Origin of the sequence: Novosphingobium sp. THN1 (assembly GCF_003454795.1) — a bacterium.
Classification (GTDB): domain Bacteria; phylum Pseudomonadota; class Alphaproteobacteria; order Sphingomonadales; family Sphingomonadaceae; genus Novosphingobium.
Map to the genome: position 1 here is coordinate 1,532,302 of NZ_CP028347.1, position 13,075 is coordinate 1,545,376.

General features: G+C 63.9%; 11 protein-coding genes. All 11 read left to right on the forward strand.

The features are described 5' to 3' along the window. Positions 1-62 precede the first annotated feature (62 nt). The 11 genes from C7W88_RS07625 to C7W88_RS07675 all read left to right on the forward strand — a co-directional run bounded on the left by C7W88_RS07625 (position 63) and on the right by C7W88_RS07675 (position 13,035). Entirely contained in the window at positions 63-920 is an 858-nt protein-coding gene (locus C7W88_RS07625) for a hypothetical protein (RefSeq protein WP_118073090.1), read from the forward strand. Next, positions 920-3,100 (forward strand): PQQ-dependent dehydrogenase, methanol/ethanol family, encoded by a 2,181-nt coding sequence (locus C7W88_RS07630; RefSeq protein WP_118074651.1) that lies wholly within the window; start codon positions 920-922, stop codon positions 3,098-3,100. Before C7W88_RS07625 ends, C7W88_RS07630 begins: the two co-directional genes overlap by 1 nt. Positions 3,101-3,209: 109 nt before the next feature. Then, the gene (locus tag C7W88_RS07635; protein WP_370073212.1) at positions 3,210-3,605 is read left to right on the forward strand and encodes a DUF3237 domain-containing protein; all 396 of its coding nucleotides are present in this window, start codon (positions 3,210-3,212) and stop codon (positions 3,603-3,605) included. A gap of 73 nt (positions 3,606-3,678) precedes the next feature. Further along, positions 3,679-5,271: an FAD-binding oxidoreductase gene (locus C7W88_RS07640; RefSeq protein ID WP_118073091.1), complete on the forward strand. Its 1,593-nt coding sequence runs from the start codon at positions 3,679-3,681 to the stop codon at positions 5,269-5,271. Positions 5,272-5,371: 100 nt separating this feature from the next. Then, on the forward strand, positions 5,372-5,677 hold the full coding sequence (locus C7W88_RS07645; RefSeq protein ID WP_162895951.1) for a cytochrome c: 306 nt from the start codon (positions 5,372-5,374) through the stop codon (positions 5,675-5,677). Further along, complete coding sequence (locus tag C7W88_RS07650; RefSeq protein ID WP_118073093.1) at positions 5,677-6,045, forward strand: twin-arginine translocation signal domain-containing protein; 369 nt, start codon at positions 5,677-5,679, stop codon at positions 6,043-6,045. Before C7W88_RS07645 ends, C7W88_RS07650 begins: the two co-directional genes overlap by 1 nt. Before the next feature lie 256 nt (positions 6,046-6,301). Beyond that, positions 6,302-7,072: a glutathione S-transferase family protein gene (locus C7W88_RS07655; RefSeq protein ID WP_118073094.1), complete on the forward strand. Its 771-nt coding sequence runs from the start codon at positions 6,302-6,304 to the stop codon at positions 7,070-7,072. Beyond that, entirely contained in the window at positions 7,069-7,854 is a 786-nt protein-coding gene (locus tag C7W88_RS07660; RefSeq protein ID WP_118073095.1) for a glutathione S-transferase family protein, read from the forward strand. The genes C7W88_RS07655 and C7W88_RS07660 overlap by 4 nt, the downstream gene beginning before the upstream one ends. Before the next feature lie 3 nt (positions 7,855-7,857). Then, positions 7,858-9,423: an AMP-binding protein gene (locus C7W88_RS07665; protein ID WP_118073096.1), complete on the forward strand. Its 1,566-nt coding sequence runs from the start codon at positions 7,858-7,860 to the stop codon at positions 9,421-9,423. Positions 9,424-9,456: 33 nt separating this feature from the next. After that, positions 9,457-11,565, forward strand: a complete 2,109-nt coding sequence (locus tag C7W88_RS07670; RefSeq protein WP_118073097.1) for a PQQ-dependent dehydrogenase, methanol/ethanol family — start codon at positions 9,457-9,459, stop codon at positions 11,563-11,565. 45 nt (positions 11,566-11,610) lie between these two features. After that, positions 11,611-13,035 carry an aldehyde dehydrogenase family protein gene (locus C7W88_RS07675; RefSeq protein WP_118073098.1) on the forward strand — a complete coding sequence of 475 codons (1,425 nt, stop codon included), beginning with the start codon at positions 11,611-11,613 and terminating at the stop codon, positions 13,033-13,035. The last annotated feature ends 40 nt before the right edge of the window (positions 13,036-13,075 follow it).

The following is a 13,075-nucleotide window of genomic DNA, read 5'->3' on the forward strand; positions in this document are numbered from 1 at the left end:
TTGGTAGAGTATGCCTTGACCTGAGAAGGCCGTCAAAGCCTCAATTTGTCTTGGGAGAATCGATGACCCGCGCCGAGCTCTATGCCGTTCTTGACCGGTTCCTGGCAGCGTTGAACGCGCGCGATCCGCACGCGCTCGATTGGGCGCCGGGCGCGCATCACAGCGAGAACAACGTCATGCTGGAGATTGGCGACGGCGTTTGGGGCACTATCGACCGGCTGGGCGACTATCAGTTGCGCTTTGCCGATGTGAAGACGGGTCAGGTGGGCTATTTCGGCACGGTGATCGAACCCATCGAGGAATCCGCCTTCACCCTGCGGCTGGGGCTGAACGAAGCGGGGCGCATCGTGGAGTGCGAGATGCTGATCGTCCGCCAGTCCGACAGTGGCATCAAGTTCGAGAACTGCCGCTACTGGGACAAGCCGATCCTGCACCGCGAAGCGCAAGCGCCGGTTACGCGCGAGGAAATGGTGCGCCTGTCGAACGGCTACTTCGACACGCTCCAGCGCAATGACGGGACGATCCACACGAAGTTCCACCCCGATTGCAACCGGGTGGAAAACGGAGTCCAGACCACGCGCAATCCCGATTTCGCCAAGATCGTGCCGGTCTCGGCGCTCGGCTGCGAAGAGCAGTTCCGCATGGGCAATTATCGCTACGACGACGACTTGCGCGCCCGCCGCTTCCCGCTGGTGGATGAGGAGCGCGGGCTGGTGCTGGCGTTCGGCTTCATCGACCATTCCGGCCGCTTGCGGGAGTTCCAGCTGACCGACGGGCGCACCGTGAAAAGCCCCGTGCTGCGCCCGCACAGCTTCTATATTTCCGAGCTGTTCAAGATCGACCACGGCATGATCGAGCAGATCGAGGCGAACTTCATTACCGTGCCCTACCGCATGCCCAGCCCATGGGACGCGCTGTGATGCGCCAGCTGCTTGCCAGTCTGTTTCTTGGCCTTGCCGCCTGCTCGCTCGGCGGGGCCACAGCGCTGACCGAGGGTGCAGGGCGGGAGTGGGCCAGTCCCGGCGGCGATTCCGGCAAGACGCACCATTCGCGCCTGACCGCGATCAATGCGCAGAATGTCAGCCAACTCGGCCTCGCCTGGGCGGCTGATCTCGACACCTTCCGGGGGCAGGAAGCGACCCCCGTCGTCGTCGATGGCGTGCTCTATACGTCGGGCACTGCCGGTCGCGCCTATGCCTTCGATGCGGCGAGCGGCAAGGAACTGTGGCGCTTCGAGCCCGAAGTCGACATGCAGGTCAACCGCACGGTCTGCTGCGACATGGTCAATCGCGGTGTCGCCGTGGCGCGGGGCAAGGTGTTCGTCGCGTCGCTCGATGGCTGGATGTACGCGCTCGATGCGCGGACCGGCGCGGTCGTGTGGAAGAGCGACTTCATCGAGAACCGCGCCAAGGGCGACAATTCCACTGGCGCCCCGGAAGTTGCGGGCGATGTCGTGGTGATCGGCATGGGCGGCGCGGAATACGACGTGCGTGGCTATGTCACTGCGCTCGATCTCGACACTGGCAAGCTGCGCTGGCGCTGGCATGTCGTGCCGCACGATCCGAAGCTCGGGCCGCAGGAGACGCCGGAGCTTGAAGCCGCGCTCAAGACCTGGGACCCGAACAGCCGCTGGGACATCGGCGGTGGCGGTAGTCCGTGGGATGCGATCAACTACGACCCGGAAACCGGGCTGGTCCTCGTCGGCACCGGGAACGGCGGGCCCTATGCGACGTCGAAGCGCTCGCCGGCGGGCGGGGACAACCTCTACCTCGCCAGCCTCGTCGCGCTCGATCCGAAGACGGGGCGGATGAAGTGGCACTATCAGGAAACGCCGGGCGACAACTGGGACTTCACCGCCACGCAGCCGATGATCTTCACGCGCATAGACATCGATGGCGAGAACCGTCCGGTCGTGCTGCACGCGCCCAAGAACGGCTACCTCTACATTCTCGACCGGCGCGACGGGAAGCTGCTGCGCGCCAATCCCATCGTGCGCACCAACTGGGCCAAGGGCATCGATCAGAAAACCGGACGCCCGATCCTTGATCCGGAAGCGGCGGACTATACCACCGGCCCGAAGATCGTGTTCCCGGCCACGACCGGTGCGCGCAACTGGCATCCGGCCAGCTACGACCCGGCGACCGGGCTCTACATTGGCGCCGTGCTCGACATGGGCAACCTGATCTTCATGACGCCGGGGGCCAAGCCGCTCAAGGCGCGCGGGCTCAACAACGACGCGGCGCTTATCTTCACGCCCGATGTGAAGGAAGCGCTGGCGGCATTTCCGCCCGAGTTCGGTGATGCCGTGCGCAAGCTGCCTGCCTATCAGGAAGCGCTGCGGCAACCAGCCACTGCGCAGATCCGCGCGATCGATCCGCTGACCGGCAAGACCGTCTGGTCGGCCGACACCGCTGGCTGGCAGGATCGTGGTGGCGTGCTGACGACTGCATCGGGCCTTACCATCTATGGCGGCGTCACCGGCAAGCTGTTCGTGCGCGAAACGAAGACCGGAAAGCTGCTCAAGGAAATCGACACCGGCACCCCGATCATGGCGGCGCCAATGACCTACGAGGTCGGTGGCGTGCAGTACATCGCGGTCATGGCCGGATGGGGCGGGGGCGGCTATCCGTTCGTGCCGCGCTATTCCGCTGCCTACACGCGCGGCAACATGAACCGGTTGCTGGTGTTCAAGCTGGGTGGCGGCACGGTGCCGATGCCCGATCTGCTGCCGCCACTGGAAGTCGCGCCCGAGCCCCCTGCACAGTCCGCCGGCGTCACCGCGGCCACCATCGCAAAGGGGCAGGGGCTGTTCTTTGGCAACTGCGCCATTTGCCACGCCAACCAGCCGCGCTCGATCACGCCCGATCTGCGCCGGATGCAGCCGGGCACGCACGAGGCGTTCCGCCAGATCGTGCTGCAAGGGCTGCTGACGCCGAACGGGATGCCGCGCTGGGACGATATCCTCTCGCCCGGCGATGCCGATGCGATCCACGCCTATCTGATTGACCTGCAGGGCAAGACCCGTGCCGACGAGCTTGCCAAGCAGAAGGCCGGCAAGCCGCTTGACGGGCCGAGCCTGACGATCCTCTCGAACTATTGAGGCAACTCATGGACTTCTCCACGCTCGACAATCCTCGCCTCGAATTCGCCTTCGCCTGCCGGTTGCGCTTCACCCGCGTCCAGATGGTGCCGGACCTGCCTTCGGGGGCATGCGTAGCGCGGTCTACGTGGACGAAGGCGAGTTCGAAGGGCCGCGCCTGAAGGGCAGGGCGGTGCCCAATTCGGGCGGCGATTATGCGTTCTTCCGGCCTGACGACACAGCCGTGTTCGACGCGCGTTATGTGCTCGAAGTCGATGATGGCACGCTGATCTACATGCAGAACAAGGGCTTCCTGTGGGGCCGCGAGCCGGGAACGATGGACCGCCTGCGTGCCTGGGCCTTTGCCGGGGGAGAGCCGGTGCCGCACGCGGAATACTACCTGCGCGCCCAGCCCACTTTCGAGACCAGCAAGGGCAAGCACGACTGGCTGACGCGGCATGTGTTCATCGGCGTGGGCGAGCGCAAGCCGGACGGGAATTACGTGAAGTATTACGCGCTGACGTGAGGCTTGACGGCATATCACAAGTCCTGCAAACAATAACAATTGTTAGAAAAGAAGTGACGGGAGAGTCCACGCCTTGAAGCTGCACCTGCCTCCGCGCGTCAGTCCCAAGCAGTTCCAGGCGGCAATGACCGCCTTCGCCGGCGTGGTCGGCAAGGACTGGGTGATGGACTCGGACGCCGACCGCGACGCCTATGCAGATACTTACGCGCCCGGCAGCACGGAGGAGTGGCCGGCATCGGCTGCGGTCGCACCTGCCTCGGTCGAGGAAGTGCGCGCGATCGTGCGGCTGGCAAACGAGCACAAGACGCCGCTGTGGCCCGTCGCACGCGGCAAGAACCTGGGCTACGGCACTGCCGCGCCGCGCCTGCCGGGCACGGTGGTGCTTGACCTTGGCCGCATGAACAAGGTGCTCGAGCTGGACAGCAAGCTTGCCTATTGCGTGGTCGAGCCGGGCGTCGGTTTCTTCGACCTTTACGAGCACATCCAGCGTGAGAAGGCGCCGCTGTGGATGTCGGTGCCGGGCAATGCCTGGGGTTCGGTGCTGGGCAACGCCCTCGAACATGGCATCGGCTACACGCCCTATGGCTTGCACGCCCGCAATCTTTGCGGGATCGAGGCCGTGCTGCCCGATGGCGACCTTGTCCGCACCGGCATGGGCGCAATGAGCAACAATCCGGCCTGGCACCTCTTTCCGATGAGCTATGGCCCGACCTTCGACCTCGCCTTCTCGCAATCGAACCTGGGCGTGGTGACCAAGGCCGGTGTGTGGCTGCAACCTGCGCCGGAAAGCTCGCTCGAGGTCGTGTGGGACATCCCGAAGGTCGAGGACATCGGCTGGGTGGTCGACACCATCGCCCCGCTCAAGATTTCGGGCCTGATCGACCAGAACGTGTTCATACCGTCGTGGCTGGGCAAGATGGTCCTCAAGGGCCAACGGCAGGACTTCTGGGACAAGCCATCGGCCATTCCCGAATGGCGCGTCGAGGAACTGCTGAAGGAGCACAAGCTTGGCTACTGGCAGGTCGCGCTGCGCCTTTATGGCGAGGAAAGCGTGGTCAAGGCCAAGGCCGAAGTGGTCAAGGCGGCGATGAAGCGTAATCTGGCCGCCGCTCCCGAAGAGCATTGGTGGCATCCCGGGGACTACATCCACGGCGTCGACACGACGATGGGCATTCCATCAGCCGTGCCGCTGCAGATGTCGGACTGGATCGGCGGACGCGGGGCGCACATGGGCTTCTCGCCAGTAGTCCCGGCCACCGGCAAGCACGTGCTCGATCAAATGGCCCGCAGCCGCAAGATCATCGCCGACTTCGACGTCGACTTCTACGCCAGCTTCACCATCGGCGGGCGCTTTGCCAACAACGTCAACATGCTGATGTACGACCGCGACAATGCGGCCGAGGTGGTCAAGATGCGCAAGCTGTTCGACGCGCTGATCACCGAGACGGCCAAGGCCGGTTATGCCGAATACCGCACGCACCTCGGTTGGATGGATCCGGTGATGGAAACCTTCGACTTCAACAACCACGCGCTGCGTCGCTTCGGCGAGAAGGTGAAGAACGCGCTCGATCCCAATGGCATCATAGCGCCGGGCAAGCAGGGCATCTGGCCCGCTGCCTATGCGGACGCGCGCGGCAGGAGCAACGCCAAGGGGACTGGGGTATGAACCGCGCTTCGCTCGTTCTCGTCGCGGCGCTCGGCGTTGCCGCAACCGCCGTCTTTGCGGCACCTCCGGGGCCACCGCCCGGCCCCCGCCGCCCTACCAGATGCGCCCGGTCGCACCGACAGGCGACAGGCTCAAGCCCGGCGGCGATGGCAAGGTGCTGTTCGAGGTGCATTGCGGTTATTGCCACCTGACCGGCGGCATGGGCACCAACCTCCTGACCAAGCAACAGGTCATGGCCGGCAACAGCCCTGACAAGGGCCTGCTCGCCAACCGCACCGACCTGACTGCCGATTACGTCAAGACCGTGGTCCGCATGGGCAAGGGCGCGATGCCGCAGCAGACCAAGGTCGATTTGACCGACGCCGAGCTTGATGCCGTGGCGAAGTACCTCGGAAAGGCGGGCTGATGCGCGTTTCCCGTCGCTCGATGCTCAAGGGCAGTGCACTGGCAGGCGCTGTTGTCGCAACGCCCGCGATGGCAGCCGTGGCGAGCCCGCGGCCACTGGTGGTGTTTGACAGCCGCATTCCTGAATCCGCTGCCTTCGCTGCAACACGGGCTCCGGGCCGGTCGATCGACCTTGCCCTAGGTTCGGCTGATGCTGCGCGTGCGATCAAATTCCCTCAAGTCGTGACAGGGCTCACACGCTGGAGCGACTGGACTGCGCTAAGAGGGGTCATGGAGGCGCAGGGTTTGCGTCTCTCGGAAGAGATTCGTGCTGCCGCCCCCCTCTCCGGCCGCACGCATCTTTTCCTCTGGACGATGACTGCGCGCTAGACAGTCCCGGCGCAAAGCCAGCAGTCTGCAAAAAGGGGTGCGTTCCTGTCGGGACGTGCCCCTTTTAACGTGCCGTCCGTTTTCACTCGGTGAAACGTTCAGAATGGCCGTCTGCCCCACCCGCGTCTTATTCCTCAATGCGTATTTCGACAGCATGCGGGCTTGACCCGCGCTCTCGCGCAATTAGTATGTGTTACTAACAAATTCCGGCGCGTATCGGAATCGGGAGAGAGGCGATGCAACCAGTGGGCAACAGATGGACGCGGTAACTCTCTATCACTGGGAACCCAACGCCAACTCGGGCAAGCCGATGCTGGCGCTGATGGAAAAAGGCGTGCCCTTTTCCAGCCACTACATCGACATGCTGCAGTTCGACCAGCACAAGCCGGATTACCTCGCGATCAATCCGCAGGGCACGATCCCGGCGATGACGCACAATGGCCTGGTGCTGACCGAGAGCACCGCGATCATGGAATACGTGAACGACCGGTTTGACGGGCCTGACCTCATGCCGTCGGACGCGCAGGATCGCTGGCGGGTGCGCTGGTGGATGAAGTTCATGGATCAGTGGCTTGGCCCCAGCTTCTCGATGATCGGCTGGAGCGTGTTCGTCGGGCCGATGGTCCGCCAGCGCGATCCCGCCGAACTCGACGCCGCGATCGATCGCATCCCGCTGCCCGAACGCCGCGTGGCCTGGCGCAAGGCGATCAACGGCGATTTCTCGGAAAGCGAGATGGCTGAAAGCCGCCGCCGCGTCGGCCTCGGCATTGCCAAGCTTGAAGAGGAACTGGGCAAGCGGCCCTACGTCGGCTCGCATGAGTACAGCCTGGCCGACATCAACATCTTCAACAGCACCTATTCGCTGCCCCTTTCGCAGCCCGATCTGGCCGGCAAGGACAAGACGCCGAACATCATGCGCTGGCTCAAGCGGGTCTACACCCGCGACGCGGTGAAGAAGACCTGGGCGATGGGCAAGACGGACCTAGCCCATCGCTATGGCCTGATCATGGCGGAGATCGAGGCATGAGTGCGGTTCTTTACCACGGCGAGCCCAACGGTGCTTCGCTGACCGTGCTTGCCGCGCTGGCGCAATCGGGCCTCGACATCGAATGTCGCCGCATCGACCTGCTTGCCGGTGAGCGCCATGCGCTGCCCGGCATTGCCGACTCGGTTGCGCTCGACCTGTGCATCGAGGGTGAAGGGCCGGTGCTCGTCATCAATGGCGAGGCCATGACCGAGTCCGTGTTCCTGGCGCAGTATTTCGACGAAGCGGCGGGCGGGGTCGGGCTGCAACCGGCGGACGCCTATGCGCGCTGGGAAATGATGATGTGGTGCCGCCAGATCACCGAGCGCTTGTCGCCTGCTGCCGCGCTGCTCGGCAATCTCGCCACCTCGCAGCAGGCCATAATCGCTATCCCTGCCGAAGAGTTTGCAAGTCTTACAGCGCGCATCGTGTCGGACGACCTGCGCCAGCGCTGGCAGGCGCTTAACGACGATGTTGTCGATGCTGCCCAAGTGGCCGACAGCGAGACCAAAGTCGCCGCCGCTGTCGAGCGCTGCGAGAAGCAGCTGGCCGATGGTCGCGAATGGCTGATGAGCACATTCTCGATTGCCGACCTCGTCACTTGTTCCTGGCTCGCCGGGATGCAGGTTCTGCGCCCCGGCGCTTTCGCCCATGCGCCGCTGACGACCGCGTGGCTTGACCGCACGCTGGAACAGCCCAGCGTTCAGGCGGCGCTTGCCAGATCGACCGTTTCCGAACCGCTCCGCGCCTGGGCGCCGGGGCCAGAAATCAACCGTTGGGGATAACCAATGCGCGCCATCGACTACTTTGACCGCGGCCATGACCGCGATCCGCAGCGTCTCGCCATCGTCGATACCGAGACCGGCCTCAAGCTGACCTTTGCCGAGACCAAGGCCCTGTCCGAACGCATCGCTGCAGCTCTGCAGAAGGGCGGCTTCGAGAACCAGGACTGCCTCGGCCTTTATGGCCCGAACGACGGCATGCTGCTGGTCGTGCTGCTGGCGATGTGGCGCGCCAACGGCAAGTGGATTCCGGTCAACACCCGCAACGCGATCGATGCCAACGCCGCCTACATCAATTACGTGCGCCTCAAGTGGCTGGTCTATCATTCGTCGAAGGCCGACGAAGTCCAGCAGCTCAAGGACCTTTGCCCGACGCTCCAGCACTTCGTCTGCCTTGATCAGCGCATGGGCAATGACCCGAGCCTCGACGAGTTCATGGCCGGCGTGAGCGAAGCCGATTTCGTCGAGCCCGAGATCGATGCGTTCGGCAACCTGATGGACATGGTCGGCATCTTCCCGACCGGCGGGACCACTGGCCCCTCGAAAGGCGCGAACGTGACCAACCTCGGCTGGGGCACGATGATCGAGACCGCAGCCGACGGCATGGGCGGGCGCACCGATTCTCCGGTCGCGCTGGTTTCTGCCCCGATCACCCACGCCGCCGGCCCGATTGCACTTTCCACGCTGAGCCTTGGTGCCACGCAGGTGATCCTGCCCGGTTTCGACGCCCAGCGCGTGCTGCGCACGATCGCGGAGTACAAGGTCACCCACATGTACCTGCCACCGACGGCGCTTTACCAGTTGCTCGCTTCGCCGGAGCTGGGTGACCACGACTATTCCAGCTTGCGCATCTTCATCCTCGTCGGCTCGCCCTGCAGCCCGGAAAAGCTGCGCCAGGCAGTCGAGGTGTTCGGCCCGGCGATGTGCCAGTCCTATGGTCAGGTCGAATGCCCGATGATCGTGGCGTGGTTCCCGCCTGAGGATGTGGCGAAGTTTGCGACCTCGTCACCTGAAAAGCTGGCCGCTTGCGGCAAGCCGACCCGCTCGATCAAGGTCGCGCTGCTTGACGATGATGGCAACGAAGTGCCGCTTGGTGAAGCGGGCGAGATCTGCGTGCGCGGCGCACTCGTCACGCATTCCTATTTCGAGAAACCCGAGGAAACCGCCGAAATCCGCAAGTTCGGCTGGCACCACACCGGCGACGTCGGCAAGTTCGACAAGGACGGCTACCTTTATATCGTCGACCGCAAGAAGGACATGGTCGTCTCGGGCGGTTTCAACGTGTTCACCGCCGAAGTCGAAGCTGCCGTGACCGAGCTTGCGCAAGTGCGCGAGGCCTGCGTCTTCGGCATTCCGCACGAAAAGTGGGGCGAGCAGGTCCACGCGGTGGTCGTGGCAGACGGCATCACCGAGGCTGAAATCATTGCCTATGCCAAGGAGCGCCTGGGCGGGGTCAAGGCGCCGAAATCTGTCACGTTTATCGACTCGATTCCGCGCACCGCTGCGGGCAAGATGGACAAGAAGGCGCTGCGGGTTCCCTATTGGGGCAACGCCGATCGTATGGTCAACTGATCCGGAAAACGGACAGTCGGGAGAGAGCTGGATATGCGTTTGAAGGTCCTGGGCCTGATGGCCGCACTGCTGCCGCTGGCGGCGTGCAACATCAAGAGCGATGGCGACAAGGTCGCCGTCGCTACCGCAGGCGTCACCGATGCGATGATCGCGCAAGTGCCCGAAGGCGAATGGCTGAGCTACGGGCGCGATTACGGCGAGCAGCGCTTCTCCCCGCTGACCCAGGTCAACGATACCAACGTCGGCCAGCTCGGCCTTGCGTGGTTCCATGATCTGGAGACCGCACGGGGGCAGGAAGCCACCCCGCTGATGCACGACGGCACGCTCTACATCTCGACCGCGTGGTCGATGGTGAAGGCGTTCGATGCCAAGACCGGCGCGCTCAAGTGGTCCTACGACCCGGAAGTGCCGCGCGAAACGCTGGTCAGGGCCTGCTGCGATGCGGTCAATCGCGGTGTTGCGCTCTATGGCGACAAGGTCTTTGTCGGTACGCTCGACGGTCGCCTCGTCGCTCTCGACCAGAAGACCGGCAAGCCGGTGTGGTCGAAGGTCGTCGTGCCCAATCAGCAGGACTACACCATCACCGGCGCACCGCGCGTGGTGAAGGGCAAGGTGCTGATCGGCAGCGGCGGTTCGGAATACAAGGCGCGCGGCTATATCGCGGCCTATGACGTGAACTCCGGCAATGAAGTGTGGAAGTTCCACACCGTCCCCGGCAACCCCGCCGATGGCTTCGAGAACAAGGCCATGGAGAACGCCGCCAAGACCTGGGCTGGCGAATGGTGGAAGCTCGGCGGTGGCGGCACCGTGTGGGATGCGATCACCTATGATCCCACCACCAATCTCGTGCTGTTTGGCACCGGCAACGCAGAGCCGTGGAACCCCGCTGCCTCGGGCCGCGAGGGCGACAGCCTCTATACCTCATCGATTGTCGCGGTGAATGCCGATACGGGCGAATATGCCTGGCATTTCCAGGAAACACCGGAAGACCGCTGGGACTTCGACAGCGCCCAACAGATCACGCTGGCGGACCTGAACATCGGTGGCCAGCAGCGTCATGTCGTGCTGCATGCCCCCAAGAACGGCCATGTCTACGTGCTCGATGCCAAGACCGGCCAGTTCATCTCGGCAACGCCTTTCGTTGCGGTCAACTGGGCGACCGGCATTGACCCGAACACCGGCAAGGCCACGGTCAACCCCGCCGCCCGTTACGAAAAGGGCGCGCCATTCGTCAGCCTGCCCGGCGCGGTCGGTGCGCACTCGTGGCAGCCGCAGAGCTTCAGCCCGAAGACGGGCCTGCTCTACTTGCCGGTAAACAACGCGGCGTTCCCCTACGCCGCTGCCAAGGACTGGAAGGCGACCGATATCGGCTTCCAGACTGGCCTCGACGGGTACGTCACCGCAATGCCGGCCGATGCCAAGGCTCGCTCCGCCGCGATGAGCGCGACTACCGGTACGCTGGTGGCGTGGGACCCGGTCGCGAAGAAGGCCGCGTGGAAGGTCGAACTGCCAAGCCCGTCGAACGGTGGCATTCTTTCGACCGCCGGCAATCTCGTGTTCCAGGGGACCGCGGGCGGTGATTTCGTCGCCTACAGCGCGGACAAGGGCAAGCGGCTCTGGTCGTTCCCGGCCCAGAGCGGGATCATTGCCGCACCGATGACGTATGCGATTGACGGCGAACAGTACGTCGCGGTCATGGTCGGATGGGGAGGCGTCTGGGACGTCGCCACCGGCGTCCTTGCGCACAAGGCCAAGAAGCAGCGCAACATCAGCCGCCTCGTCGTGTTCAAGCTCGGCGGCAAGGCTGCGCTGCCTGCCGCTCCGCCAATGGCCAAGATGGTGCTCGACCCGCCGCCCTTCACCGGCACGCCTGAACAGGTCAAGGCTGGTGGCGAGCTCTATGGCCGTTACTGCAACGTCTGCCATGGCGATGCGGCGGTTGCCGGCGGCGTGAATCCGGACCTGCGCCATTCCGCCGCGCTCAACGCTCCCGAAGCCATCCGGTCGGTAGTGATCGACGGCGCGCTGCAGCACAACGGCATGGTGTCGTTCAAGTCGGCCCTGAAGCCCGAGGATGCGGACAACATTCGCCAGTACCTGATCAAGCGCGCCAATGAGGACAAGGCTCTGGAAGCGCGCTGACAAGAATGCTATGAGCAATAGCAATCATAACGAGTGGAGAGATTCATGACGCATCTTTATCCCAACCTGATCAATGGCGAGCTGGTCACCACCGCATCGTCGCTCGATGTGGTCAACCCGGCCAACGAGCAGGTCATCGGCCAGGTGCCGGCTTGCGGCGCTGAAGAACTGGATCGCGCCGTTGCAGCCGCGCGCGCCGCCTTCAAGACCTGGTCCAAGACCCCGGTCGACGACCGCCGTGCCGTCATCCGCAACATGGCCTCGGCAATCGAAGCCAACTTCGATGAACTCTATCGCCTGCTGACCAGCGAGCAGGGCAAGCCGCACCACCAGGCCCAGCACGAGATCGGCGCCTGCGCCGGGATCATGAACGCCCAGTCGACGCTGACCCTCGAAGAGACGATCAACGAGGACAGCGCCGAACGTCTCAGCCGCACCCGCCGCGTGCCGGTCGGCGTGGTCGCCGGGATCGTGCCGTGGAACTTCCCGCTGCTGATGGCCGTGCAGAAGATCGCGCCCGCGATCCTCACCGGCTGCACCATCGTGCTCAAGCCTTCGCCGTTCACGCCGCTGACGACGCTCAAGTTTGCCGAGCTGATCAAGGACATCGTGCCGGCGGGCGTCGTCAACATCATCACCGGGGAAGACGCGCTCGGCCCGATGATGACCTCGCACCCGGACATCGACAAGATCACCTTCACCGGCTCGACTGCAACCGGCAAGCGCATCATGGAAGGCGCCTCGAAGGATCTCAAGCGCATCACGCTGGAACTGGGCGGCAACGATGCCTCGATCGTCCTGCCCGACGCCGACGTCGAGAAGGTGGCCGAGCAGCTGTTCTGGTCGAGCTTCACCAACGCCGGCCAGATCTGCGTCGCTGCAAAGCGCGTCTACATTCACGAGGACATCTACGACGACCTGTCCAAGGCGATCGCCGAATACGCCAAGACCGTAAAGGTCGGTGACGGTTCGGAACAGGGCACTGGCGTCGGCCCGATCCAGAACAAGAAGCAGTTCGAACGCGTCTGTGAATTGATCCAGGACGCCAAGGACAACGGCTACAAGTTCCTCGTTGGTGGCGACGTCGATCCCTCGGGTTCGGGCTACTATGTGCCGATCACGATCCTCGACAATCCGCCCGAAGACGCCCGGATCGTGGCGGAAGAGCAGTTCGGCCCGGTCATGCCGCTGATGAAGTTCTCGAGCGACGACGAAGTCATCGCCCGCGCCAACAATTCGGAATATGGCCTTGCTGGCGCTGTCTGGACCAAGGACACAGAGCGTGGCGTGAAGATCGCCGAGCAGCTTGAAACCGGCACGGTGTGGATCAACGAGTTCCTCCACCTCTCGCCTTTTGCGCCTTTCGGTGGCCACAAGCAGTCCGGCTTCGGTGCGGAATATGGCATCGAGGGCCTTAAGGAGTTCACCTATAGCCAGGTGATCACGGTCAAGAAGGACGCGCTGGTCTGATCCGCGCCTGAATGTCGAAGTCGGCCCTGTCGTATCGCGG